This window comes from Pseudomonas sp. QS1027 (assembly GCF_002814235.1).
Taxonomy (GTDB): domain Bacteria; phylum Pseudomonadota; class Gammaproteobacteria; order Pseudomonadales; family Pseudomonadaceae; genus Aquipseudomonas.
Genome location: NZ_PHSU01000003.1, coordinates 374,811 through 400,705, shown reverse-complemented (window position 1 = coordinate 400,705; position 25,895 = coordinate 374,811). Strand labels below are relative to the sequence as shown.

Sequence of the window (25,895 nt, the reverse complement as noted above, 5' to 3'; positions counted from 1 at the left end):
ACCTCACATTTCAAATTCGGCCTGCAAGGCGGCCCGCACGCAGTACAGAACCCCTTCCGGCACACGCCCGGCAAACAGCTCGGCAATGGCGGTCACGGGGGGCAGTTCGCCTTCGCCGTCGAGGAAGGCGTCCTGGATTTCCCCCAACAGGTCCTCCGGCAAGTCCAGCGCCTGTTCCAGCGACAGTTCCTGGCGGCCGACGGCTTCGGCCAGCAGGGTGTAGACATTCTTTTCCGAACACTGCAACTGGCCAGCGATCTGCAACGGCGTCATGCCGGCCCGGGCCAGGCTGATCAATTCGTGACGGATGTCGGCCACGGCTTTTGGGGTTTCGGCCTCGCCGCCGAGGACTTCGAGGAACGCCTCGCCGTAACGCTCCAGCTTGCGTGCGCCGATACCGCTGACCTTGGCCATTTCCGCCAGGGACGTCGGCTGGCTGCGGAGCATTTCCAGCAAGGTGGAGTCGGGGAAAATGACATAGGGCGGCACGCCATGTTCCTGCGCCAGCTTGCGCCGCAGGGCCCGCAGGGCTTCCCACTGTTCGCGCTCCTCGCCACGCACCAATTGGCTGGCGGGACTGGCGGAGACGCTTTTGGCCGTGGTCTGCGGCTTGAGGTCGCGGCGCAGCTCCAGGCTCACTTCGCCCTTGAGCAGAGGCCGGCAGCTATCGCTCAGGCGCAGACCGCCGTAGCCTTCCAGGTCGATATCGGCCAACCCGCGGGCCACCAGCTGGCGGAACAGCGTGCGCCATTCGCCTTCAGCCAGCACCTTGCCGACGCCAAACACCGTCAGGTGCTGGTGACCGAAACTGCGCACCTTGTCGTTTTCCTTGCCCAGCAGCACATCCACCAGGTGCCCGACGCCATACCGCTGGCCGGTGCGGAAGATCGCCGACAGCGCCTGGCGCGCCGGTTCGGTGGCATCCCAGGTCTGCACGCCATCAACGCAGTTGTCGCAATGCCCACAGGGTTGCGGCATATCCTCATCGAAATAGGCGAGCAGGGTCTGGCGACGGCAGCGGGTTTCTTCGCACAGGGCCAGCATGGCGTCGAGCTTGTGGTGCTCCAGGCGCTTGTGCCGCTCATCACCCTCGGAGTTCTGCAACATCTGCTTGAGCATCACCACATCCTGCAAGCCATAAGCCATCCAGGCATCCGCCGGCAGGCCATCGCGGCCGGCCCGACCGGTTTCCTGGTAGTAGGCTTCCAGGGATTTGGGCAGGTCGAGATGGGCGACAAAGCGCACGTTGGACTTGTCGATGCCCATGCCGAAGGCGATGGTCGCGACCATGATCAGCCCTTCCTCGTTGAGGAAACGCTTCTGGTTGGCGGCGCGCACATCGCTGGCCAGCCCGGCGTGGTAAGGCAGTGCCGGAAAGCCCTGTTCACACAGCATCGCGGCGACTTCATCGACCTTCTTGCGCGAGAGGCAGTAGACAATCCCGGCGTCGCTGCGCCGTTGCGAAAGGAATGCCAGCAGCTGTTTGCGCGGCTGCTCCTTGGGCACGATGCGGTAGAAGATATTCGGCCGGTCGAAGCTGGAGAGGAAGCGCTCGGCATTCTGCAGATGCAGGCGATTGACGATTTCCTCGCGGGTCCGCTTGTCGGCGGTGGCGGTCAGGGCGATACGCGGCACATCAGGGAACAGCTCGGCCAACTGGCCGAGTTGCAGATACTCGGGGCGGAAGTCGTGGCCCCATTGCGACACGCAGTGGGCCTCATCGATGGCGAACAGGGCGATCTGGAGGTTCTGCAGGAACGACAGCATGCGTGGCTGCACCAGGCGCTCGGGGGCCAGGTAGAGCATTTTCACTTCGCCGCGACGTATCCGCGCCGCCAGCTCACGCTGCTGTTCGGCGCTCAGGGTCGAGTTCAACGCCGCGGCGGCGACACCCAGTTCCTCGAGGGTCGCCACCTGGTCGTCCATCAGCGCGATCAAAGGCGAGACCACCACCGTCAGGCCCTCGCGCAGCAGCGCCGGGACCTGGAAGCACAGCGACTTGCCGCCACCAGTCGGCATCAGCACCAGGGCATCGCCGCCATTGGCCACGCGCTCAATAATGGCACCCTGGCGACCACGGAAGCTGTCGTAACCGAAGATGTCCTTGAGGACGCGTTGAGCCTGTTCGAGCATAGCCACTCCAAAAATCATCGAAACGCTTGTTCAAAGGCTGGCTGAAAACTCGCCAATTTCACGAAATAATCCGTAAGCAGGCATTTCCCAACTGCCCCGAGGGTCAGCAGCGCATCACAAAACGCGGCAGTATACCCGAGCGCCCGATGGCAATGGGCGATGCCGGTCGGTTAACGGAATTCAGTGCTTGCTGGCCTGAGGGCTCAAGAACGCCTAGAATTGCCTATCGTTTATTCCCAAGGTAGCCCCTCAATGTCCTTCGCTGAGCAACTCACCCGCCTGCAAGCCTTCCTCGACGCCGACGAGCTGCACGAAGAGGCGCTGGACTATGTCGCCGCCAACGGCTACCTGACCGCCTTGTCGATCTGTGCCGAGATCGTCCCCGATCGGGAATGGATCGACGCCCTGTTCGCCGAGGAGCCGCACTACAGCGACGCCGCCCAGCGCGAAGAGATCGAAACCACGCTGATCCAGCTCAAGGCCCATATCGCCCGCCAACTGGCATCCGACGAAGAGTTCGAGCTGCCCTGCGACCTGGACCTGGGCGACGACCCGGACGACTCCGAGCTGCGCGGCTGGTGCATCGGCTTCATGGAAGGGGTGTTCCTGCGTGAAGAGGCCTGGTTCGAAACCGCCGAAGACGAAGTCAGCGAAATGCTCCTGCCGATCATGGTCGGTTCCGGCCTGTTCGATGAACAACCCGAGTTCGCCGATATCGCCGCCGATGCCAACCTGATGGACGACATGATCGTACAGATCCCGGAAGCCCTGACCGCGCTGTACCTGCTGTGCAACGCCCCGGACGAAAAGCCGGCGATCCTCAAGCCACGTCATCACTGAGTCGGCTGACGGCATGAACTCAATCGCCCGGCACTGCCGGGCGTTTTTTTTCATGGTTGCGCAGGAAAGTCTCTTCACCCATCGCCCGAATCTGCCCTTCGATCAGCGCCTCGAACGGTCGCAGCAACCCTGCGAACGAAACTGGAGCCTCAAGGGTTTCCAGCGCCTGGACAATCGCTTCCACCGTCGACAGTGCACCCGGCTCCGGCGCCTTGCGCAATCGGTAGCGCGACACCGCCCCCGCCCCCAGCGTCACCCGTGGCAACGCCGCCAGCAATGGATTGAGGTAGAGCATCTTGCGCGCCTTGCGCCAGGTGCCGTCGGGCACCACCAGCAACAGTGGCAACTCGCTCGGTGCGGCCACATAAGCCTGCAAGGGCTGCGCATCGTCTGCCGGGAACAGCAATTTCGCCTGGTAACCGGGCTGTTGCAGCAGTTGGGGCAGATCCTCGAACACCTCACCCACCCGCAACTCGGCATTGGTCAACCCCAGCGCCGCCAACCGGGCAGTGTTCAAGGCATGGTTGACCTCGCTGGGGTGCTGCAACAGCAGCACGCGGGTGCGACTGTCCAATTGTGGGATCAGTGCGCACAGGCAATGGCTTTCGGGACGCAGGCAGCGTTCGCAACGGGCTCTGGACATTGAGTGAGTACCGATCAGGGCTGGTTGAGCTGCGCTTTGAGCAGGTCGCGGAAGGTCTGGATCAACGGCTCGCGACTGCGACCCCGACGCAGGATCATGGAGAACGGCGCCTGGTAGCCGAAGGTCGCCGGCAGCAGCACCCGCAGGTCACCCTTGTCGGCCCAGGGCTGGGCGTAGTGTTCCGGCAGGTAACCGATGTAGGCGCCGGACAACACCAGGATCAATTGCGCCTCCATACTTTCCACCGTCGCCGCGCTGTGCTTGAAGCCATGGCGGGCCAGCTCGGCCTGGCTCCAGTAACCGCGTCCGACCATGCGTTGCTGGGTGATCACCTGTTCCGGGATACGCCGTTCGTTGTACAGCGGATGCCGGTTGCTGCAATACAACCAGTGCTGCTCGCGGTACAGCGGCTGGTAGACCAGCCCGCTCATGCGCGTGGAAAAAGCACCGATGGCCAGGTCGAGGCGATTGTCCTGCACACCGAGCTGCAATTCGTAAGGGCTCATCACCGACAGGTGCAGGTGCACCGCCGGGTGCTCCTGGCTGTAGGCACCGATGGCCTCGGCCAGGGGCAACGCCGGCTCGCTGACCGTGGAATCGATCACGCCGAGGTTCAAGGTGCCGCGCAATTCACCCTTGAGGGCCGCGGCGTATTGCTCGAAACCTTCAAGCTCGCCCAGCAGGCGCAGGGTTTCCTGGTGGAACAACTCGCCCTTGCTGGTCAGGCTGAAACCGCCGCGCCCGCGATGACACAGGACCAGGCCCAGGGACGCTTCCAGCTGGCTCATGTAGGTGCTGATGGCCGAGGTCGAGAGATTGAGCTCCTGCTGGGCGTTGGCGAAGCCCTGGTGCCGGACCACGCTGACGAAGATGCGCAATAGTTTCAGGTCGGGTAAAGCGTTGGCCATGGGAGTTCCTGGGGAAAGTCTGCAGTGCCGGAAACAATTCTGTTCGCCCAGTTTCCCATTAGTTTAGAAAAACCTGAACTAACTATTTGCCGTCAGCGATTCTTCCCGCCCGGCGCCTTTCGCAGAATCGCCCCCTGATAACCAAAATAAATGATGAGGCTTACCCGTGGACAAGATTCTTCACCAACCACTGGGCGGTAACGAAATGCCGCGCTTCGGCGGTATCGCCACCATGATGCGCCTCCCGCACCTGCAATCGGCCGCCGGCCTCGACGCCGCGTTTATCGGCATCCCGCTGGACATCGGCACCTCGCTGCGCGCCGGGACCCGCTTCGGCCCGCGGGAAATCCGCGCCGAATCGGTGATGATCCGCCCGTACAACATGGCCACCGGTGCCGCGCCCTTCGATTCGCTGTCGGTAGCCGACATCGGTGACGTGGCGATCAACACCTTCAACCTGCTGGACGCCGTGCGCATCATCGAAGAGTCCTACGATGCCATCCTCGAACACCCGGTCATCCCACTGACCCTGGGCGGCGACCACACCATCACCCTGCCGATCCTGCGGGCCATCCACAAGAAACACGGCAAGGTCGGCCTGGTGCACATCGACGCCCACGCCGATGTCAACGATCACATGTTCGGCGAGAAAATCGCCCACGGCACCACCTTCCGCCGTGCCGTGGAAGAAGGCCTGCTGGACTGCGACCGGGTGGTACAGATCGGCCTGCGCGCCCAGGGCTACACCGCCGAAGACTTCAACTGGAGCCGCAAGCAGGGCTTCCGCGTGGTCCAGGCCGAAGAGTGCTGGCACAAATCCCTCGCCCCGCTGATGGCTGAAGTTCGCGAAAAAGTCGGCGGCGGCCCGGTGTACCTGAGCTTCGACATCGACGGCATCGACCCGGCCTGGGCGCCCGGTACCGGCACCCCGGAAATCGGCGGCCTGACCACCATCCAGGCGATCGAGATCGTCCGCGGTTGCCAGGGCCTCGACCTGGTCGGCTGCGACCTGGTGGAAGTCTCGCCACCCTACGACACCACCGGCAACACCTCGCTGCTCGGCGCCAACCTGCTGTACGAGATGCTCTGCGTACTGCCCGGCGTAGCCCACCGCTGAGGAGTCGCCATGAACGACCGTGACCAGGTACTCAAGGCCGCCGCCGAGCTGGTGGCCGCCTTCGCCGCCAACGATCGCGAAGCCTACTTCGGCGCGTTCAGCGCCGATGCCAGCTTCGTCTTCTACACCCTCGAACAGCCACTGCTGTCACGCGACGCCTATCAGGCGTTGTGGGACAACTGGCGGGCGGAGGATGGCTTCGAGGTGCTGTCGTGCACCTCGAGCAACGCCTTCGTCAGCCTGCAGGGCGACGTGGCGATTTTCATCCATGACGTGGCCACCGAGCTGCGCATGCAAGGGGAGCTTCTCTTTAGCCAGGAGCGCGAAACCATTGTATTTCGCAAACAACCGGAACAAGGCCAATGGCTGGCCTGCCACGAACATTTGTCAGCGACACCTCAAGGACTGCCCTCCCCTTAGCCAACGTCGGTAGCCCCCGCGGAAGATGGGGGCACCGCAGTGATCGGAGCGATCATGAATAAAAATAACAATGAAAAAAGCCTTAGCAGCATTGAAACCAACGGGGTCGAACAGATCCCCGACCACGAACGCGACGCCCGACCCAGCGACCTGTTTCGCCTGATCTTCGGCGGCGCGAATACCTTTGCCACCGCCGTGCTCGGCAGTTTCCCGGTGCTCTTCGGCCTGTCCTTCCAGGCCGGCGTCTGGGCGATCGTGCTGGGCGTGGTGCTCGGCGCGCTGATCCTCGCGCCCATGGGCCTGTTCGGTCCGATCAATGGCACCAACAACGCCGTGTCCTCCGGCGCGCACTTCGGTGTGCACGGGCGGATCGTCGGATCGTTCCTGTCGTTGCTCACCGCCATCGCGTTCTTCTCGCTCTCGGTGTGGAGCTCGGGGGATGCGCTGATCGGCGGCGCCAAGCGGCTGATCGACATGCCGGAAACCGACCTGACCCTGGGCCTGGCCTACGGTCTGTTCGCGATCCTGGTACTGACGGTGTGCATCTATGGCTTCCGCTTCATGTTGTGGGTCAACCGCATCGCGGTGTGGGCCGCCAGTCTGCTGTTCCTGCTGGGGATCTTTGCCTTTGCGCCGGCCTTCGACAGCCACTTCGCCGGGACCGTGGCGATGGGTCAGGCGGGTTTCTGGGCGGCCTTTATCGGCGCCGCGCTGGTGGCCATGAGCAACCCGATTTCCTTCGGCGCGTTCCTCGGCGACTGGTCGCGTTATATCCCCCGTGAAACCTCGAAAACCCGGATCATGCTGGCGGTGATCGCGGCGCAGATCGCCACCCTGATTCCCTTCCTGTTTGGCCTCGCCACCGCGACCATCGTGGCGATCAAGGCACCGGACTACATCACCGCGAACAACTATGTCGGCGGTCTGTTGGCCGTCTCGCCGACCTGGTTCTTCCTGCCGGTGTGCCTGATCGCGGTGATCGGCGGCATGTCCACCGGCACCACCTCGCTGTATGGCACCGGGCTGGACATGTCCAGCGTGTTCCCACGGCTGCTGTCGCGGGTCAAGGCGACCTTGCTGATCGGCGTGCTGTCGATTGCCTTCATCTTCATCGGACGCTTCGCGGCGAACCTGGTGCAGAGCGTGTCGACCTTCGCCGTGCTGATCATCACCTGCACCACCCCGTGGATGGTGATCATGATCATCGGCCTGCTGGTGCGTCGCGGTTACTACTGCCCGGATGACCTGCAAGTCTTCACCCGCGGCGAAACCGGCGGGCGCTACTGGTTCAGCCACGGCTGGAACTGGCGCGGCCTGGGCGCCTGGATCCCCAGCGCGCTGGTGGGCCTGTGCTTCGTCAACCTGCCGGGGCAGTTCGTCGGCCCGCTGGGCAACCTGGCCGATGGCATCGACATCAGCCTGCCGATCACCCTCGGGCTGGCGTCGCTGATGTACCTGGCACTGCTCAGCCTGTTCCCGGAAACGGCAGAGGTCTATGGACCACAGGATGCGCGCAGCCAGGATGGCAAAACGTTGAAGCCCGGGATGCGCCAGGCGGCCTGATACAGCTGTGGCGAGCCCCCTCGCCACAGAATCTGCCTTGAACTTTGCTCGACCATAAAAAAGATAATCGGAGACACGCCGTCATGGCTTTGGATTTATTGGTTGTACTCATTTATGCCGCTGGCATGCTCGTGCTCGGTTATTACGGCATGCGCAAGGCCAAAACCCACGAAGACTACCTGGTGGCCGGACGCAACCTGGGCCCGACCCTGTACATGGGCACCATGGCCGCCACGGTACTCGGTGGTGCCTCCACCGTCGGCACCGTGCGCCTGGGCTATGTCCACGGAATTTCCGGGTTCTGGCTCTGCGCGGCCCTGGGCTTGGGCATCATCGCGCTGAACCTGTTCCTCGCCAAACCGCTGCTGAAACTGAAAATCTTCACCGTGACCCAGGTCCTGGAGAAGCGCTACAACCCCATGGCCCGCCAGGCCAGCGCGGTGATCATGCTGGCCTACGCGCTGATGATCGGCGTGACATCGATCCTCGCCATCGGCACCGTGCTGCAAGTGCTGTTCAACCTGCCGTTCTGGCTCTCGGTACTGCTGGGCGGCGGCGTGGTGGTGGTCTACTCGACCATCGGCGGCATGTGGTCGCTGACCCTGACCGATATCGTCCAGTTCGTGATCAAGACCGTGGGCCTGATGTTCATCCTCTTGCCGATCTGCCTCTACCGCGTCGGTGGCTGGGACCAACTGGTGAGCAAGCTGCCGGCGAGCAGCTTCAGCTTCACCACCATCGGCTGGGACACCATCATCACCTACTTCCTGATCTACTTCTTCGGCATCCTGATCGGCCAGGACATCTGGCAACGGGTGTTCACCGCCAAGGACGAGAAAGTCGCGAAGTATGCGGGCAGCGTCGCCGGGGTCTACTGCATCGCCTACGGCCTGGCTTGCGCCCTGATCGGCATGGCTGCTCACGTACTGATTCCGGACCTGGCCAACGTCAACAACGCCTTTGCCGCCATCGTCAAACAATCGCTGCCCGATGGCATTCGTGGCCTGGTGATCGCCGCGGCCCTGGCGGCCATGATGTCCACCGCCAGCGCCGGCCTGCTGGCCGCCTCCACCGTGCTGACCGAAGACCTGCTGCCGAAACTGCGTGGCGGCAAGCAGTCGAGCCTGGGGATCAACCGCCTGTTCACCTGCCTGACCGGGATCGTCGTGCTGGGCATCGCCCTGGTGGTCAGCGACGTGATCAGTGCCCTGACCCTGGCCTACAACCTGCTGGTGGGCGGCATGCTGATTCCGCTGATCGGCGCGATCTTCTGGAAACGCGCCACCACCAGCGGCGCCATTACCAGCATGGCCCTGGGCTTCGTCACCGCCCTGGTGTTCATGATCAAGGACGGCCTGGACGCCAATACCCCGATCTACTACAGCCTGGCCATCGGCCTGATCAGCTTCGTCGTGGTCAGCCTGCTGTCCCCGCGCCCGGCCAGCGTCGCCAGCGCCATCTGATACCGCGGTTACTTCAGCGGGTGCGACGTCGGTTGTCGCACCCGTTTTTTTGCCTGCCACCCTCCCCCATTGACCGCCCCGTACACGCTCAGGGGGATGAACGGTCAGGTCCCGCGCAAAACTTGTGCTGTACTGGCCTATAGCGACTGCTTTTTGATTAACCGGAAGGCACAGGGATCGCTGGTGTCGTAGTTTGACCACTATCGCAATGCCCCAGGAAAGGGTCGAACAATAAGAAACCCTTCTTCGAGGCTTTTATGAACAGGCTCGAGATTCATCAGCAAATCTGCCACTCCATTGAAGAACAACTGTCGTTGAAATGGCTGCAAGACCCGTCAAAAGCCAAGGACGACGCCTATTCCCTTGATCTCGTCGAGCTGTTCCATAAGCTTGAATGTCTGTTCGATGTGCGGCTGGATCTGAACCGCGACCTGATAGGCATCAATACCCTTGGCGATCTCAGTCGATTTATCTATGAGAAAACCCGGCCCGCCGAACCCGCCGGATTCCCTCCCCTCGGAACAGTCGCGCCGCCCTCGCCGCAAAGACAACCGGGGAGACCAGGCGCATGAAAAGAACCGATATCCGCAAGAGCGTGCATGATTTCGTCAGCCTGCGGCTCGACGACCATCAGGCGTTCGCTGACGATCAGAGCTTGCAGGCACTGGGATTCGACACACAGGACATTGAAGACCTGATGTTTCGTCTTGAAGATGAGTTTGATCTGACGGCGTTTACCGAAGAGGAAGACCGCTTGCTCAAGGAAGCGGTCACGGTCAACGACTTGAGTCGTTTCCTGCAGAAAATCGCCAGGCACTGAACTTCGCAGACACGGACCCGCGAACGGCGCTGAACCGTGTTGCCCGCCCGGAGGCGCTTACCGACGCGGCTGGCGGCGACGGCGATCATCGTCGGTACGAATAGGTACCGGCTGCAGTGGCGGTTCGATCAGACCCAGGGCAACACCGAGGTCATGGAGCCAGGTTTGCAGTTTGTCTTTCATATAGCCCCCTTCAGGGTAATGCGAGCGACGGAGTTCTGTAGCCGCTTCACACAGATCATAGCCCTAAGTCCTACGCAATGCTGTCCCTTGCAGCAGGATCTTTGATTTAAATCATGGCAAAACGCTTCAAGCCGACGCACGGAGCCCTTCGGCACGGCTCGGCACTGGCGGCAAGGCACTTTTCTGCAGCTCGATCCAGGCCGCCAGGTTGGCGCCGACCATGCCCTTGCGCCACATCAGCCAGGTGGTGGCACTGGCAAAAGGCTCGACCAGCCGATGCACCGACACGCTTTCCCGCCCCGGCAGGCTGGCCAGCATCGACTCGGACATCATCGCCACCCCGGAACCGGCGGTGACACAGGCGAGCATTCCTGGATAGGACTCGATCTCGATGGCCCGGCCCATGGCCGCGTGATAGTGGCCGAACCAGGCCTCCAGGCGCAAACGGTAGGCACAGCCGCGGCGAAAGGTGAAAACCGGCTGCCCCTGTACCTCCAGGGCACTGCGCACCGGCGGGTGATCGGCCGGTGCGATCAGCACCAGGGTTTCATCGCAGAACGCAATGCCGTCGAGCCCGGCCAGTTGCAGCGGGCCATCCACCAGGGCGGCATCCAGGCGTCCGGAGACCAGCCCTTCGAGCAATTCGCCGCTGGGCGCGGATTGCACCTGCAGGTTCACTTCGGGATAGGTGCGGTGATAACGCGCCAGCATCGACGGCAGGTAGATCGCCGCGGTGCTGTACATGGTGCCCAGTACGAAGTCCCCCGCCGGTTGCCCGCCGCGCACGGCGGCCTGGGCCTCGTCATGCAGCGAAAACAGCCGGTTCGAGTAATCGAGCAAGACCTTGCCGGCCGGCGACAGTTGCAGGCGCTGGCGTTCGCGCAGGAAAAGCTCGACCCCCAGTTGCTCCTCGAGCTGCTTGATGCGCGTGGACAGGTTCGACGGCACCCGGTGCAGGCGCTCGGCGGCGCGAGTGATGGAGCCCTCCTCGGCGACGGCGTGGAAGATCCGCAATTGGCTGAACTCCATGATCCTCTCCAAATCAGAACAAGTTACTCACTATTATTCATTTTTAAAGAAAGTCAATCGATCCTAGCCTGACGGTCATAGTCCTCTGCCTGGAAATGACGCCATGTCACCTCTGATTCGTTTAACCGCCTGCTTCATCGCCCTGATGATGGCCATGGGCGTGGGCCGCTTCGCCCTGACCCCGCAACTGCCGCACCTGATCAGCGAAGGCCAGATCGACCTGACCGCCGGCGGCCTGATTGCCGCCGCCAATTACCTGGGCTACCTGCTGGGCGCGGTGGATGCCATGTTTGCCCGGCGCGCGCATCATGTGCGCCTGCGCCTGCTCGCCGGCCTGTGGTTATGTGTGCTGCTGACCCTGGCCTCGTACTGGGCCCACGGGTTCTGGTCGCACTGGCTGCTGCGCTTCGGCACCGGGGTCGCGAGTGCCTGGGTGGTGGTCATGATCACCAGCCTGAGCCAGCCGCTGGCCCATTCCGTCGGTCGCCCACGCCTGGGCGCCTGGGTGTTTGCCGGCCCCGGCCTGGGCATCGTGCTCACCGGCCTGCTGGCACTGGGCTCGAACCTGCTGGGACAGAACTCGTCGACCCTGTGGCTGGTATATGCCGGTGTCGGCCTGCTGATGTTGTTGCTGATCCTGCCCTTCCTGCCGCTGCCGAATTCCACCCACGCCGCCACAACCACAACCGCCCCCGTGGCCACGGACACAGAGCCGCAGCCCATTGCTCATCTGGGCCTGGTCTATGCCTTGTACGGCCTGGGCTACATCATTCCGGCGACCTTTCTCTCGCAGATGGCCAGTGCACGCTTTCACGGGCAATGGCAGGCCGACCTGTTCTGGCCCAGCTTCGGTCTGGTCGCGGCCCTCGGTGTGGTGCTGGTGAGCCTGCGGCGCGCCAGATCCGACAGTACCCGTCGCTGGCTGATGGTGACGCTCTGGCTGCAAGCCGCCGGGGTCTTCGCCTGCCTGTTGTCGAGCGGCCTGGGGCTGGTGCTGGGGGTGATTCTCTGTGGTACGCCGTTCCTGGCCTGCATGCAGTTGGTCATGCAGCGCTCGCGGGAACTGGCGCCTCACGCCACCCATCGCAATGCCGGGTTGCTGACCGCCTGTTTCGCCATCGGTCAGCTCTGCGGCCCGTTGCTCGCGGCCTTGAGCAGCCACTTCAGCGGCGGCCTGCAGCCGGCCTTGATCGTGGCGGGCAGCGGCCTGGTGCTGGCGGGCTTGGTGTTGCTGCGGCCAGTGACGGTACCGGCGTCGGGGGCGACCCTGGTGCGACGCTGATCGTCGCCGGACCGCCACACCAAAACTCAGCTCAATTCGATGCGGTCGGCATGGATCACAATCTGCCCTTGCTTGTAGAGCGCACCAATGGCCTTCTTGAAGTTGCCCTTGCTGACCCCGAACAAACCACTGATCACGGTCGGATCGCTCTTGTCGCTGACCGCCAGCACGCCATTGTTTTCACGCAACTTGGCGAGGATCTTGCTGTTCAGGCTGCCGGAGGCTTCCTCGCCCACCGGTTGCAGGCTCAGGCTGATCTTGCCGTCGGCACGGATCTCCTTGATAAAGCCTTTTTCTTCTTTGCCGGCCCGCAGGAACTTGAACACTTCGTTCTTGTGAATCAGGCCCCAATGCTTGTTGTTGATGATCGCCTTGAAGCCCATGTCGGTCGCTTCGGCCACCAGCAGGTCGACTTCCTGGCCGGGCGTGTAGCTGGCCGGAGTCTTGTCCAGGTAGCGATCCAGGCGCGCCGTGGCGGTAATGCGACGGGTGTGCTTGTCGAGATAGACATGCACCACGCAATAGTCACCGGCGCTCAACTGGCGCTTCTCTTCGGAATACGGCAACAGCAGATCCTTGGGCAATCCCCAATCGAGGAACACACCAATACTGTTAACTTCCTTGACTTTGAGACTGGCGAATTCACCCACCTGAACTTTGGGTTTTTCCGTGGTGGCAATCAACTTGTCAGCACTGTCCAGATAAATGAAAACATTCAGCCAGTCTTCATCTTCACTGGGAATATCCTTGGGGATATAACGGTTGGGCAGAAGAATCTCGCCGTCCGCGCCACCGTCCAGATACAAACCGAAATTAGTGTGTTTAACCACTTGCAAGCTGTTATAACGCCCGACTAAAGCCATTTCCAATACCCTCATTGCGTGGCTGGCATTCTACCCGAGTTTGACGGCGCTGTTTCACAGCGCTTGCCACCGGCTGAAAAGCCCTCTGCAAGGCTTGATTTTCAAGGGCTTGCCGACAAAAGCATGGCCGTTCGTCAGACCATCGCCCGCGCCTGCGTGTGAAATTCGGCCCTTGCCCGACAAATATCGCGGCCTGGTTACGAGTCAAAACAGTAGCTTAGCCAATAATAACAAGGCCCCCGCGCAGCCTTTGCGAATAGCCCATTACCATTGCCCTGGATATTTACCAAGCAATTGTCAAGCCTTTCAGGTAGGATGATCGATCCAGTTAATATCTACACAGGTTAATGGCCGCCATGCGCGTAAAAGCATCCAACAGCAAAGCAAAGCCCGCTCCAGCCGTTGAAACCAGCGATTCGATCAACGAGCAAATTGCGGCTTTCCTGAAGTCCGGCGGCGAGATCCAGCAAATTGCCAAAGGCGTCAGCGGCCAGACTTTCGGTCCGTCGAAACAAATCACCCTCGGCAAAAAATAATTCCCCCCGCGCAACACCCAAGCCACTCTGCGCTTTGAACCTCAAGGCGCAGGGCTGAAGCAACCTCCCGCCCTCCCACTGCAGACACCGTGCCGATCGCTCCGCGCGCAAGCCCCCGTGCGCCCGCGTCAGCCGCCCTGGTCATCGATAGAAACCATTGCGCGGTTGAACCACTGCCCGCATAAGCGTTCCATGGAGAAATGTCCCCCATCAGGATTCATCCATGTCGTACCGGCCGACCTCCCTCTTCTGGTTGCTGCTCCTGAGCCTGGCCCTCGGCGCCTGCTCGCGGGTCGGCCTGGCCTATCGCAATCTGGACGTGATCATCCCCTGGACCCTCGGCGACTACGTGGACATGAACCGCGGGCAGAAAGACTGGTTCCGTGAACGCCTCAAGGAACATCTGCACTGGCATTGCACCACTCAAGTGCCGGACTACCTGGACTGGCTCGAGCGTGTGCAACAGATGGTCGAAAACCGCCAGGTCACCGATGCCGCCGTGCAGGCCCGCACCGCCGAGGCCCGCCAGGCCATTGCCCAGGTCGCGCGCACTGTCACGCCTTCGGCGGTCGAGTTGCTGCGGGGCCTGAGCGATCAACAGGTGAGCGAGATGAGCCAGGCCTTTGCCAAGGATCAGCGTGAACATCGAGCGAAGTACGTGACCCCGCCCGTCGACGAACAGATCCGCGACCGCGCCGAGCGCATGAGCAAACGCCTCAAGGGCTGGCTGGGGCCATTGAGCCTGAGCCAGCAACAGCGCATCACCGCCTGGTCCAGCAGCCTCGGCGAGCAGAACCGGCTATGGGTGGCCAACCGGATGAACTGGCAGACGCAATTGAGTGAAGCGGTCGAGCAGCGCCAGCGCGCGGACTTCCCGAAACGGATCGAACAGTTGCTGCAGGATCAGGACAGCCTGTGGACCGCCGAATATCGCCAGGCCCACGAGCGCGCGGAGCAGGCCACCCGCAGCCTGCTGGTGGAACTGATGGCAGAGAGCAACGCCGACCAACAGACGCGGCTACTGAAGAAGATCGACGAAATGCGCCAGGACTTCTCGGCGCTCAAATGCCTGAAAACGGCCCAGGCCAATTGAAGAAAGGCTGTCGCGCTAAATAAAGAACCGGCTTGGCAGGAAGAGCGAGGCAATGTTCACTGCCACCATCACCAGCAAGCCGGCTCCCAAAAGGGTATGCAACTGAATCAGGCGATCTGCACCTTGGCGGCCAACTGATCGAAGGTGGCCGGGTCCAGCGCGTCGTCCTGCTCGTCGAGTACCTGCAAGGGGTGGTCGTTGCCGGGAATGCTGCTGTCAAGCAGGCTCAACAGGGCGGAGCCACGCGGCGTAAGGATAAAGTTCTCGCCATTGCCGCCCTCGCCCTCGGGCCGGCTTTCGATATAGTCGTGCTTGAGCAGCAGTCGCTCGTAGTCCGCCGCCTGCGCCTTCAAGTCATCCAGATTACCCGGCGCCTGCCCCTGCGCGGCCTGGGCCGCGGCGTGCTCCTCGGCGTAGGCCCGAGGGGCGAAGCTATGGCCGGAACTCTTCTGCACTTCATGAAGCAGACGTTCGATCAGTTCCCAGTTGTAAGTCGTCATCCTGATTAACCCTTCACATGTGAGAGTGAGAAACCCCGCATAAGGATAGAGCAGTGCCAGCCATGACGGTTCAGCCGGTTTGCGCCCAAGGATGACCATTGGGCGGAAACCGCCCGATACCTTGTCGATCGAGCACGGACGAAACGACACGGGGCAGCCTGCGCTGCCCCGTCCTTGTTCCGCCAGCCCCTCGATCTAGAGACTGTCGCTGGTGGAGAACCCGCCGCCACTCCCGGAGCTGGAAGAACCGGACGAGCTGCCGGAACTGGAACCGCTCGAAGAACCGCCCCCGAAGAAACCGCCTGAACGACTGCTCGAGCCATGGCTGCGACTGCCGCTCGAACGGGCGCTGCTGCTCGGGCTCGGGGCAACCCTGATGAACTCTCGGTTGTTGTCCACCTCACTCACCACCTGGGAGAGCGATATTGCACCCTGCATAAACCCGGCGAGCACCCCATCAAGATTCACGTTCCGATAGTCGTAGCGGGCACTGATGAGTCCACCTGACTGCAACGTACGCTCCAGTTGCTTGGCCAACTCATAGCTGGCCTCGGCGTCCCGGCACTGCTGCTCCAGAGACGGCACGCGCAACCGCAACACCTCCAGCTCAGCGCGCAAGTCACGCACCCGGCGTACCAATTCGTCATCCTGTGCACCCTGGGTCTGGCCGGCCAGTTGCTCCAGGGTCGTGTCATTCATCTCGGCCAGTTGCCGGGACAACAGCTCGGACGCCTTGGCAAAATCCTCGTCACGCTTGCTGACATACGGCGCCAGGCGCAGATGGATCGCATTGGCCTGGGCCTTGCCCGCTTCCAGCGCCTGCTGCGCTTGTCGCTGACGCTCTTGCAACACCGGCAGATCGCTGGCGGACAGGGCACTTTGGTGCAGTCGCGCACGCTCGGCCTCCTGGGCCGCGCGGTTCGCCTGACGCTCCTTGCCCACCGCTTCATTGGCCCGTTGCATGGCCAGCAGCGTGCGCTCGGCAGCACTGTTCTGGGTGAAATTGCACAAACGCGCAATCCAACGATCCAGCCCACGCCAGACAAACGCCCCGACATAAGCATCGGTACCAAATCCACGCTCGCGCAGATAGACGTAAAACCGGTCGGCCTGGAAGGCCTGGAGCTTGAGCCGACACTCATCCCGCAGCTCCTTGTAGGACTGCTCGTCGACCTCGCTGACCAAAGCGGCCTGTTGCTGGTCGCGAAGGTCTTGCTCGACTTGCTGATCAAGGTCCGCAACCCGGGTCTCAAGCGCCTCGGCCAAACCCGAAATCACCTGCAACTGCCCGGCAATGCCCTCCTCCACCTGCGCCAGCTCCTGACGCAAAGCGGCCTCCGCCTGCTCGCGCTGGTCGAGCAAGCGCTGGACCTCGACAGACAGCGGAGCACCGCCGGACAACTGATAATTGGCGATATGCGGAAAGGCGTTGCCGAGCCCCTGCTGCAGGCGCAACTCCTGATCGTGGGCAGCGGACAACTCGAGCTGCAGTTGGCGCAGTTGTGCCTCCAGGTTCCGGGAGTTGTCACGGAGGGTGGCTTCTATAAGGCTCGCGTTCATTACCACTCCAGGATGTAATCAGGTTTGGCTTTGACCGGCCCTTTGACGAACGCAAAGGACAGCGAGTTGGCCGCCTTTTTCCCCATCAGGCGATCATCGACAAGGCCATCCGCCTGCTTGTCGTTCTTGGCCGCCTGGTAGGTGGCCTGATTGACCCGCACGCCAAACATCGAGGCATAACGCCGCTCCCCGGTCTCGACACTGGTGATGGGCAACGGGACAACATTGCCCGAGGCGTCGAGCGCCTCGGCCAGCAGGTACCAGGACTTGCCCCCGGTCGGATCGAAATTGCGCTCAACCATCGACTTCTCGCCGGTACGGCTGACCACTTCCAGGGTCAAGGGTGTCGCCGCTATCGCCCGCAGTTGCTCAACCTCCTTCAATCCCTGTTCGGCGGCTGTCGCATCCATGACCCTGACGGCCTGATCGACTTTGGCAAACAGCGGTTGGAACTGCCCGGCGTCGGCGTTGCTCAAGCCCATCTTGCGCACTTGTTCCTGCGCATCCTGCAGCTTCGTCAACCAGGGCCTGATCGTGTCCGTTTGCGCGCTCAGCGCATCCAGCTGAGTCGCCAGTGCCTTCATGTCGGCACTGTCCTTCTTCAGGCTCTTGACCGCCGAGGCGGCCAGCTTGGAGTCCTCTTTGTAACTCTGTTCCGTGACGTGCAACGGCAGCGTGATCCGTTCTGCTGCACGCGCGCTCTCCAGCACCGGCCCGGTCTGTTCAAATACCTGCCGCGCCGCGGGCAAATTCGCCACAAGCACATCGGCCTTCAGCGTGGAGACACGCTTTTCCAACTGCTCACGCTGTCCGGCATGGCTTGCAACCAGCTCCCGAGCCTCATCCACTCGACCCTGTGCCGCGCTCAGCGACGCCTGAGCAGAAAACGCCGAAAACGACGGCGCCACCAGGATCGCCCACAGGCCTACCCCGAGGACACCCACCGTAGGCACCAGCCAGCGCCCACGGGTGATATAGGCTCGCGCCAGCAACTTGGCCAACGTGCCGACTGGTGCCGGAGCCTGATAAGTCAGGCGGTTGGCAAAGAAGTTGCGAACGCCCTCCTCGACCAGGGCATCCTCCACCTCGATGCCCTTGGCCCGGTAAAATTCACGGATCTGCTCGGCCACCCGCAGGCGATGCCTGGGCAGGTCCAGCTGTTTCTGCAGTTCGGCCTGGCTGAAACGCATCTCGTCGATCAGCGCCATGGCCCCCATCTGCTCGGAGAGGGAGACAACGTTGCTCACTTCAGATCCCCTTTTGCAGGAGCGCGCTGAAGCGACGCTTGCTGTCCTCGGTGATCGACTCGATTTCCGCCGCCGCCGCCGAGGACTCCTTGCGCAGTTCCTGGATCAGACTCAGGCTGCTGGCCTGGAAGTCCACCACGGCATCGGCCAGGGCCTTGACCGAACTGGCCTTCAGGGTCGAGCCGTAGCCGGCTTTCAACGCTGCATTCAGTTGCTCGCCGCCGACCTTGGCCTGGATCTCCAGGCTGGAGTTGATCCCCTGGTTCATCGCATTCAGGGTGTTGGTCACCTCGGCCAGCCCGCCGGACGAAGTAAAGCCCGCAGCCAGGCCGGTCAGAACGATTTCGTTGGTGGCGAAAAAGCTCACGGCACGCTGGTACAGCCGCTCTTTCACGCTGTGGTACTGGCTCAGGCGCGCGAACACCAACTCAGCCGCGTTGTAGGCGGTCTTCAGTTGATCGGCGATATCGGTGATGATCTGGTAACGCTTGTCCTCGTCCTGCAAGTCGCGCAAGGCGACATCCCGCGCCAGCTCGAGCTTGGCTCGCTCGGTCGCTTCCAGCTCGGTGCCCTCCAGGGCCGCGCCGGCCTCGGTCAGGCCCTGGCGTCCGCTATCCATCTTCGCTTGAGCGATTTTCTGCACTTCACAGGCATCCACCTCAGCCGACTTCATCGCCAGGCGATAGTCCTGATAGGCCTCGAGAATCAGGGTTTCCAGCTGGATCTGCTCATTGGCCGACTTCGCCACATCCAGGTAGTTCTTGCGAATGCTCTCGAAGCGATCCGGGATCGAACCGCGGCGCATATTCATCCAGCCCAGTTGGATGCGCTCGGAGAACTGCAGCTTGCCGTCGGCCATCCACTCCATCATCTGCCGGGCATCGGCCTGGATCGAATCGAAGCTGGCGGCGATATCGGCATAACGGGTGCTGACATCCATGCTCTGCAACTTGTCGCGGACCACGGCGTTGAACACCGTGGACTGTTGCAGCGTGGCGGCGATCGCGGTAACGCGGGTGGCGTCATACACCGACACCTGGTCCAGCAGTGCCAGCACGGGCGCATTCTGGTCCGGGAAAGTGATGCCGATGGAGCGCAAGGCAGACATGGAGCGTTCGAGGTAGTTCATGAATTATTCCCTATACGGAGCCTTCCAGGGCTCCATCATCCTGCCGACGTGAGCGCGAAATAATACCAGAGCGCCATTGTTGAAGTTCCAATCTGACTGCCGTTTTTTAGCAAAGTGCCACTACTGCCCCGCTGTTTTAATGGAAACAGCGGAAGTGCTTTTTGCACGAGAAAGTGCAACGCCCACAGACATCGCTCCCACAAAAACGCCAATGCCCCGACAAGTCGGGGCATTGGGAAGGAAGCAACCGCCGCACTGCGTTTTCACGCAGCCGATAGCGGGTTATTCGGCAGCCGGGGCTTCCGGCTTGCGGCGCTTGAGCGGCGCCATGCCGTCCTTGCTGACCAACGACAGGGCATCGGTCTTCGGTCGGTTGGCGATCTTGCGTTTGGTCGGAGCCTTGGCGGCCGACTTCTTCTTGTCACCCTTGGCGTCGGTCTTTTTCTTCTTCACGCCTACGGCCTTGCCCGAAGCCTTGACCTTCTTCGGCCCGCCATAGGTGCCCTTGACTTCCTTGATGGTGCGGCGCTCGAAGCTCTGCTTGAGGTAGCGCTCGATGCTCGACATCAGGTTCCAGTCGCCGTGACAGATCAGCGAGATCGCCAGGCCGTCGTTACCGGCACGCCCGGTCCGACCGATACGGTGCACGTATTCGTCGCCGCTGCGCGGCATATCGAAGTTGATCACCATGTCCAGGCCGTCCACGTCCAGGCCGCGAGCGGCGACGTCGGTGGCCACGAGGATCTTCACCCCGCCTTGCTTCAGGCGGTCGATGGCCAGCTTGCGGTCCTTCTGGTCCTTCTCGCCGTGCAGGACGAAAGCCTTGTATTCCTGGGCGACCAGGCGGCCGTAGATACGGTCGGCCATGGCCCGGGTGTTGGTGAAGACAATGGCTTTCTGATAGGTCTCGTTGGCCAGCAACCAGTTGAGGATCTGCTCTTTATGCTGGTTGTGGTCAGCGGTGATGATCTGCTGGCGCGTGGTGTCGTTCAGCTGGCTGACCGCATTGAGCTGCAGGTGCTCAGGGTTGTTCAGGACCTTGGCGATCATATCGCGCAGGCCGGAACCACCGGTGGTGGCGGAGAACAGCATGGTCTGCTGGCGGTTGGTGCATTCGTCCACCAGGCGCTGTACGTCTTCGGCAAAGCCCATGTCGAGCATGCGGTCGGCTTCGTCGAGTACCAACACTTCGACTTCTTTCAAGTCCAGGTTGCCGGCGTTCAGTTGCTCGATCATCCGCCCCGGGGTGCCGATCAGGATATCCGGCACCTTGCGCAGCATGGCGGCCTGGACCTTGAAGTCTTCACCACCGGTGATCAGGCCGGACTTGATGAAAGTGAACTGGGCGAAACGCTCGACTTCCTTGATGGTCTGCTGGGCCAGCTCGCGGGTTGGCAACAGGATCAGGGTCTTGATGCTGACGCGAACCTTGGCCGGACCGATCAGGCGATTGAGGATCGGCAGGACGAACGCGGCGGTCTTGCCGCTGCCGGTCTGCGCCGTCACCCGCAGGTCACGCCCCTGCAACGCCAGCGGAATGGCCGCGGCCTGCACCGGCGTAGGCTCGACAAATTTAAGCTCGGCCACGGCTTTGAGCAGGCGTTCGTGCAGGGCGAATTCGGAAAACACGGGTGCTACCTCGAAGAAATACAAAATATCAGCGGCATAGGGTAACGGTTTCGAGCGCCGAGGCCGAGTTTCTTTGTGAAAAGCGCGACAAACAGCGCTGTTTTTGTGCGCTGAATGGGTTGGCGCGACGATAGTCGGTCGGGGTCTGGTTCATCTCCACCCGAAAGTGCCGATTGAAATTGGAGAGGTTGCAGTAGCCCACCTCGAAACAGATGTCCGCCACCGACATCTGTGTTTGCAACAACAAACGGCAGGCGCGCTGGACCCGCAGCTTGCGCATCAGGTCGATAAAGCCGTGTCCGGTAATACGTTTGAAAAACCGCGAGAACCCCGGTTCGCTCATCCCCAACTGCCCGGCGATCACTGACAAGCGGACATCTCCCGCCAGTTCCCTGAGCAGGTAATCGAAGGCTTTATGGATGCGTTCGGAGCTTTTCGCATCCAGCGAAGGCATATAACAGGTGCTGGCCAGACAGCACGCCTCTGTCACCGGCGCACTCGCCAGGGTGTTCAACAATTGCAGGAACATCAGCAAACGCGGCAACCCCTGGGCAGGACCAATGGCTTCCAGCAGCCGTGCCGCTTCAAGGGCCGTTTCGCCGCTGAACTCCAGGCCCCGGCGGGCGCGCTCGAACAACACCTGCAAATCGCCAAGCTCGGGCATGACTTCGCGCAGGGCCAGCAGCGCAGCGCCGTCGAATTGCAAAACCACATCGCGCCCCTGCAGGTGCTCCCCCGGCGCCAGGTCACCCATCCAGTCATGGGGCAGGTCCGGCCCCATCATCGCCACGTGGCCGGCGGCAAACGCACCGATGTAGTCGCCCGCCACCAGTTTGCCGCTGCCCTGGCGGATCAGGTGAATTTCGTATTCGGGATGATGATTCCAGCGTGCAAGCGCATAGGGATAATCGTGCTCATACCAGCGAAAGCTGTGTTCCGGCTGGGGCAGGATGACTTCCAGCTCGGCGGGGGGCTGCTCGAATAGCACGGCGCGGCGATCAGGCATGGTTTGCCCCTTTTTTATAGTTCTGAACAGCAACATAGCCGGATCAAAGGGTGTTCGCTACCCAGGGCCTTGCCCATGACTGGTACTTTTTTGATCTTTGCAGGGCTCAGGCAGCACGATTAAAAAAGTATCGGTTTGTCGTCCTCAACGCGTTTGTTGCGGCTTTCGCGAGCTGGTGTAATCCAGCCGTCACCCGCCGCGGTCCGAGACGTTTTTGACCAGCCACGGTTTACAACAACAACAATAATAATTCCGCGCCACCGGCGTGGAGTGGAGAGCATCATGAAGACCCGGCATCACGCGCTCATTCTGTCCGCTGGTTTGTCTTTGGCCTGTGCCGCCCAGGCCGCCGAAACCCTCACCATCGCGACGGTGAACAACAGCGATATGATCCGCATGCAGCGGCTCTCCAAGGTTTTCGAAGAACAGCATCCCGACGTCAAGCTGAATTGGGTCGTGCTGGAAGAGAACGTCCTGCGCCAACGGCTGACCACCGACATTGCAACACAAGGCGGACAGTTCGACGTCTTGACCATCGGCACCTACGAAACGCCGCTGTGGGCCGCCAAGCATTGGCTGGAACCGATGAAGGATCTGCCGGCGGCCTACGATGTCGCCGATATCTTCCCTTCGGTGCGCCAGGGCCTGTCGCTCAACGACACCCTCTATGCCCTGCCCTTCTACGGTGAAAGCACGGTCACCTATTACCGCACGGATCTGTTCAAGCAGGCCGGGCTGACGATGCCCGAGCATCCGACCTGGACCCAGCTCGGCGAGTTTGCCGCCAAGCTGCACCATCCCGATAAAGAGCAATACGGCATGTGCCTGCGTGGCAAGGCCGGCTGGGGCGAGAACATGGCGCTGCTGAGCACCATGGCCAACACCTTCGGCGCGCGCTGGTTCGATGAGCAATGGCAACCCGAACTGACCGGGCCCGAGTGGACCGCCGCGGCCAATTTCTACGTCAACACCCTGAAGAATTACGGCCCGCCAGGCGTTTCGAGCAATGGTTTCAACGAAACCCTGGCCCTGTTCAACAGCGGCAAATGCGCCATCTGGGTCGATGCGAGCGTCGCCGGTTCCTTTACCACGGACAAGACCCAAAGCCGGGTCGCCGACACGGTGGGCTTCGCCCCGGCGCCGGTCGAGGTCACGGACAAAGGTTCGTCCTGGCTGTATGCCTGGTCATTGGCGATCCCCACCACCTCCCGGCACAAAGAGGCCGCCAGGGCATTCATCACCTGGGCCACGTCGAAAGACTACATACAACTGGTCGCCGACAAGGACGGCATCACCAATGTCCCGCCGGGCACCCGCCTGTCCACCTACAACGATGCCTACCTGAAGGCCGCGCCCTTCGCCAGGATCACCCTGCAAATGATGCAGAACGCCGACCCCGCCCACCCGTCGGCCAAGCCCGTGCCCTATGTCGGCATCCAGTACGTGACGATTCCCGAATTCCAGGCCATCGGCACTTCGGTGGGCAAGCTGTTTTCTGCCGCGCTCACCGGCCAGATGTCGGTGGAACAAGCCCTGAGCGCCGCGCAAATAGCCACGGTCAAGGACATGAAGCGCGCGGGCTACCCGAAAAAATAATCCGCATCACTGGCTGTCGCCGCCCTTCGGCCGGCAGCCGCTCATTTTCGCGAACAGGAAGCACACCCGATGAAACGACTGGAAGGAAAAAGCGCGCTGGTGACGGGTTCGGCCCGAGGCATAGGACGCTCATTCGCCGAGGCCTACATCCGCGAAGGGGCCAGCGTGGCGATCGCCGATATCAATCTTGAACGCGCACAGGCGACGGCCGCCGAACTGGGCCCAAAGGCTTATGCGGTGAAGATGGACGTCACCGATCAGGGCTCTATCGACGAGGCCATTGCCGCGGTGATTGCCCGGACCGGCAAACTCGACATCCTCGTCAATAACGCCGCGCTGTTTGATTTGGCACCGATCAGCGAGATCACCCGTGAAAGCTACGAGCGCCTGTTCTCCATCAACGTGGCCGGCACGCTGTTTACCCTTCAGGCTGCCGCGAAGCAGATGATCGGCCAGGGCCATGGCGGCAAGATCATCAACATGGCCAGCCAGGCCGGGCGTCGCGGTGAAGCCCTGGTCGCGGTGTACTGCGCGACCAAGGCGGCCGTGATCAGCCTGACCCAGTCCGCCGGACTGGACCTCATCAAGTACAGGATCAACGTCAATGCGATCGCTCCCGGGGTGGTCGACGGCGAGCACTGGGACGGCGTCGATGCCCTGTTCGCCCAGCATGAACACCTCCCCCCGGGAGAAAAGAAGAAGCAGGTGGGAGCACAAGTCCCTTATGGCCGGATGGGCACCGCCGAAGACCTGACGGGAATGGCAATCTTCCTGGCATCGGCGGAGAGCGATTATGTCGTTGCGCAAACCTACAACGTCGACGGGGGGAACTGGATGAGCTGATACGGGGGTCCGTTCACTCGAGTTTTTTTTGTGAGCGGATTTGTCTTCAACGGTCATCTTCCCGATGTTAAATGATCTAATCCCCCGGTCATTTCCTTCAGAAGATTCGTTGTCATCCATGGATATCAAACAGCTCTGGCTGCGCGCCCAGGACTTTTTCAGCGCCCTCGATCAACATCCCCTGCTGCAAACCGGGCTGGGCCTGGCGCTGCTGCTGATCGTGGCGCTGGTGCTCGGCCGGGTCGCGCGTTATGTGATCCTGCATACCGCCCGGCTGCTCGGGCGCCAGCCGGCGCTGCACTGGGTCAACGATCTGCTGCAGAACAAGGTCTTCCATCGCCTGGCGCAAACCACGCCTTCGCTGGTGATCCAGTTCGGCCTGCACCTGGTGCCGGAGTTGAGCAAGAACGGCCTGATCTTCTTCGGCAATGTCGCGCTGGCCTTTACCTTCCTGTTCCAGGTGCTGGCCATGAGCGCCCTGCTCAATGCCCTGCTGGACATCTACGCACGCACCGAACACGCCCGCACGCGCTCGATCAAGGGTTATGTGCAGTTGGCAAAGATGGTCCTGTACGTGTTCGGCGCCATCGTTATCGTCGCCACCCTGATCGACCGTTCGCCGCTGTTGCTGCTCTCGGGCCTGGGCGCCATGTCGGCGGTGATCCTGTTGGTCTACAAGGACACCCTGCTGTCCTTCGTCGCCAGTGTGCAATTGACCAGCAATGACATGCTGCGGGTCGGCGACTGGATCGAGATGCCCCAGGTCGGCGCCGACGGCGATGTGGTGGACATCACCCTGCACACGGTCAAGGTGCAGAACTTCGACAAGACCATCGTCTCGATCCCGACCTGGCGGCTGATGTCCGAGTCGTTCCGCAACTGGCGCGGCATGCAGCAATCCGGGGGCCGGCGGATCAAGCGCAGCCTGTTTATCGACGCCGGGGCCGTGCGTTTTCTCCACGATGACGAAGAACAGCGGCTGAGTCGGGTGCGCCTGCTCACCGACTATATCGGTCGCAAGCAGGCCGAGCTCAAGGCCTGGAACGAGGCCCAGGGCAATGTCGCGGCGATGTCGGCGAACCGCCGGCGGATGACCAACCTGGGGACTTTTCGTGCCTATGCCCTGGCGTACCTGAAGAGTCATCCGGAAGTGCAGCTGGACATGACCTGCATGGTCCGCCAACTGCAGACCACGGCCCAGGGTGTGCCGCTGGAGATCTACTGCTTTACCCGCACCACCGTCTGGGCCGATTACGAGCGTATCCAGGGGGATATTTTCGATTACCTGCTGGCGGTGCTGCCGGAGTTCGGCCTGAGCCTCTACCAGCAGCCGAGCGGCAACGACCTGCGGGCCGGGATGTTGCCGGCGCTATTGGGCGCCAGCCATATTCCCGAGCCGCAAGAGCACGCGCTCTAGAACTAGGCAGTCGGAGTGGCCGGCAGGGATACAGGCGTGGCTGCTTGCGGACAACAAGAAGACAAAGCAGATACC

The 25,895-nt window shown here is 61.8% G+C and carries 25 protein-coding genes; 13 read left to right on the top strand and 12 right to left on the bottom strand.

Annotated elements, in window-relative coordinates; all coding sequences use genetic code 11:
- Positions 1-3: 3 nt before the first annotated feature.
- Positions 4-2,133 (bottom strand): DNA helicase RecQ, encoded by a 2,130-nt coding sequence (gene recQ, locus CWE01_RS02530; protein WP_100938940.1) that lies wholly within the window; start codon positions 2,131-2,133, stop codon positions 4-6.
- 252 nt (positions 2,134-2,385) lie between these two features.
- Between recQ and CWE01_RS02525 the strand changes: the two genes are divergently transcribed.
- Positions 2,386-2,973: a YecA family protein gene (locus CWE01_RS02525; protein WP_100938939.1), complete on the top strand. Its 588-nt coding sequence runs from the start codon at positions 2,386-2,388 to the stop codon at positions 2,971-2,973.
- Positions 2,974-2,992: 19 nt separating this feature from the next.
- On the opposite strand, the gene CWE01_RS02520 is transcribed toward CWE01_RS02525, so the two are convergent.
- Positions 2,993-3,616: a tRNA-uridine aminocarboxypropyltransferase gene (locus CWE01_RS02520; RefSeq protein ID WP_100938938.1), complete on the bottom strand. Its 624-nt coding sequence runs from the start codon at positions 3,614-3,616 to the stop codon at positions 2,993-2,995.
- Positions 3,617-3,630: 14 nt separating this feature from the next.
- Complete coding sequence (locus CWE01_RS02515) at positions 3,631-4,524, bottom strand: LysR family transcriptional regulator (RefSeq protein ID WP_040065200.1); 894 nt, start codon at positions 4,522-4,524, stop codon at positions 3,631-3,633.
- Between the two features lie 166 nt (positions 4,525-4,690).
- Between CWE01_RS02515 and speB the strand changes: the two genes are divergently transcribed.
- From speB to CWE01_RS02485, 6 genes are all read left to right on the top strand, one after another.
- Positions 4,691-5,641, top strand: coding sequence for an agmatinase (gene speB / locus CWE01_RS02510; RefSeq protein ID WP_100938937.1), 951 nt, complete (start codon positions 4,691-4,693; stop codon positions 5,639-5,641).
- A 9-nt stretch (positions 5,642-5,650) separates the two neighbouring features.
- Positions 5,651-6,061, top strand: a complete 411-nt coding sequence (locus tag CWE01_RS02505) for a nuclear transport factor 2 family protein (protein WP_100938936.1) — start codon at positions 5,651-5,653, stop codon at positions 6,059-6,061.
- Positions 6,062-6,115: 54 nt separating this feature from the next.
- Positions 6,116-7,624 carry a cytosine permease gene (locus CWE01_RS02500; RefSeq protein ID WP_100938935.1) on the top strand — a complete coding sequence of 503 codons (1,509 nt, stop codon included), beginning with the start codon at positions 6,116-6,118 and terminating at the stop codon, positions 7,622-7,624.
- Between the two features lie 83 nt (positions 7,625-7,707).
- Positions 7,708-9,087, top strand: a complete 1,380-nt coding sequence (locus tag CWE01_RS02495; RefSeq protein ID WP_100938934.1) for a sodium:solute symporter — start codon at positions 7,708-7,710, stop codon at positions 9,085-9,087.
- Positions 9,088-9,344: 257 nt separating this feature from the next.
- A complete protein-coding gene (locus CWE01_RS02490) occupies positions 9,345-9,659 on the top strand; it encodes an acyl carrier protein (protein WP_100938933.1) in 315 nt (104 codons plus the stop codon).
- The gene (locus CWE01_RS02485; protein ID WP_100938932.1) at positions 9,656-9,907 is read left to right on the top strand and encodes a phosphopantetheine-containing protein; all 252 of its coding nucleotides are present in this window, start codon (positions 9,656-9,658) and stop codon (positions 9,905-9,907) included. Before CWE01_RS02490 ends, CWE01_RS02485 begins: the two co-directional genes overlap by 4 nt.
- A 57-nt stretch (positions 9,908-9,964) precedes the next feature.
- Here the strand turns inward: CWE01_RS02485 and CWE01_RS33745 are convergent, their stop codons facing one another.
- Entirely contained in the window at positions 9,965-10,090 is a 126-nt protein-coding gene (locus CWE01_RS33745) for a PA1414 family protein (protein WP_017903325.1), read from the bottom strand.
- Positions 10,091-10,216: 126 nt separating this feature from the next.
- A complete protein-coding gene (locus CWE01_RS02480; RefSeq protein ID WP_100938931.1) occupies positions 10,217-11,119 on the bottom strand; it encodes a LysR family transcriptional regulator in 903 nt (300 codons plus the stop codon).
- A 103-nt stretch (positions 11,120-11,222) separates the two neighbouring features.
- On the opposite strand from CWE01_RS02480, the gene CWE01_RS02475 reads away from it, so the two are divergent.
- The gene (locus tag CWE01_RS02475) at positions 11,223-12,401 is read left to right on the top strand and encodes an MFS transporter (RefSeq protein ID WP_100938930.1); all 1,179 of its coding nucleotides are present in this window, start codon (positions 11,223-11,225) and stop codon (positions 12,399-12,401) included.
- A gap of 26 nt (positions 12,402-12,427) precedes the next feature.
- Here CWE01_RS02475 and CWE01_RS02470 read toward each other — a convergent pair whose 3' ends face one another.
- Positions 12,428-13,264, bottom strand: a complete 837-nt coding sequence (locus CWE01_RS02470; RefSeq protein ID WP_100938929.1) for a S1 RNA-binding domain-containing protein — start codon at positions 13,262-13,264, stop codon at positions 12,428-12,430.
- A gap of 347 nt (positions 13,265-13,611) precedes the next feature.
- Between CWE01_RS02470 and CWE01_RS02465 the strand changes: the two genes are divergently transcribed.
- Positions 13,612-13,800, top strand: coding sequence for a hypothetical protein (locus CWE01_RS02465; RefSeq protein WP_176987101.1), 189 nt, complete (start codon positions 13,612-13,614; stop codon positions 13,798-13,800).
- A gap of 223 nt (positions 13,801-14,023) precedes the next feature.
- Positions 14,024-14,893, top strand: coding sequence for a DUF6279 family lipoprotein (locus tag CWE01_RS02460; protein WP_100938928.1), 870 nt, complete (start codon positions 14,024-14,026; stop codon positions 14,891-14,893).
- 107 nt (positions 14,894-15,000) lie between these two features.
- Here the strand turns inward: CWE01_RS02460 and CWE01_RS02455 are convergent, their stop codons facing one another.
- The 6 genes from CWE01_RS02455 to CWE01_RS02430 all read right to left on the bottom strand — a co-directional run bounded on the left by CWE01_RS02455 (position 15,001) and on the right by CWE01_RS02430 (position 21,964).
- Entirely contained in the window at positions 15,001-15,393 is a 393-nt protein-coding gene (locus CWE01_RS02455) for a transcriptional regulator (RefSeq protein WP_100938927.1), read from the bottom strand.
- Between the two features lie 195 nt (positions 15,394-15,588).
- On the bottom strand, positions 15,589-16,953 hold the full coding sequence (locus CWE01_RS02450) for a hypothetical protein (protein WP_100938926.1): 1,365 nt from the start codon (positions 16,951-16,953) through the stop codon (positions 15,589-15,591).
- Positions 16,953-18,200 carry a DUF6384 family protein gene (locus tag CWE01_RS02445; RefSeq protein WP_177410444.1) on the bottom strand — a complete coding sequence of 416 codons (1,248 nt, stop codon included), beginning with the start codon at positions 18,198-18,200 and terminating at the stop codon, positions 16,953-16,955. The genes CWE01_RS02450 and CWE01_RS02445 overlap by 1 nt, the downstream gene beginning before the upstream one ends.
- Position 18,201: 1 nt before the next feature.
- Positions 18,202-19,329, bottom strand: a complete 1,128-nt coding sequence (locus CWE01_RS02440; protein WP_100938925.1) for a merozoite surface protein 3b — start codon at positions 19,327-19,329, stop codon at positions 18,202-18,204.
- A gap of 282 nt (positions 19,330-19,611) precedes the next feature.
- Positions 19,612-20,958 (bottom strand): DEAD/DEAH box helicase, encoded by a 1,347-nt coding sequence (locus CWE01_RS02435; RefSeq protein ID WP_100938924.1) that lies wholly within the window; start codon positions 20,956-20,958, stop codon positions 19,612-19,614.
- Positions 20,959-20,986: 28 nt separating this feature from the next.
- Positions 20,987-21,964: an AraC family transcriptional regulator gene (locus CWE01_RS02430; protein WP_100938923.1), complete on the bottom strand. Its 978-nt coding sequence runs from the start codon at positions 21,962-21,964 to the stop codon at positions 20,987-20,989.
- Positions 21,965-22,246: 282 nt separating this feature from the next.
- Between CWE01_RS02430 and CWE01_RS02425 the strand changes: the two genes are divergently transcribed.
- The 3 genes from CWE01_RS02425 (at position 22,247) to CWE01_RS02415 (ending at position 25,820) form a co-directional block, all read left to right on the top strand.
- On the top strand, positions 22,247-23,560 hold the full coding sequence (locus CWE01_RS02425) for a sugar ABC transporter substrate-binding protein (protein WP_100938922.1): 1,314 nt from the start codon (positions 22,247-22,249) through the stop codon (positions 23,558-23,560).
- A gap of 69 nt (positions 23,561-23,629) precedes the next feature.
- Positions 23,630-24,403 carry an L-iditol 2-dehydrogenase gene (locus CWE01_RS02420; protein ID WP_100938921.1) on the top strand — a complete coding sequence of 258 codons (774 nt, stop codon included), beginning with the start codon at positions 23,630-23,632 and terminating at the stop codon, positions 24,401-24,403.
- A gap of 118 nt (positions 24,404-24,521) precedes the next feature.
- Complete coding sequence (locus CWE01_RS02415) at positions 24,522-25,820, top strand: mechanosensitive ion channel family protein (protein WP_100938920.1); 1,299 nt, start codon at positions 24,522-24,524, stop codon at positions 25,818-25,820.
- The last annotated feature ends 75 nt before the right edge of the window (positions 25,821-25,895 follow it).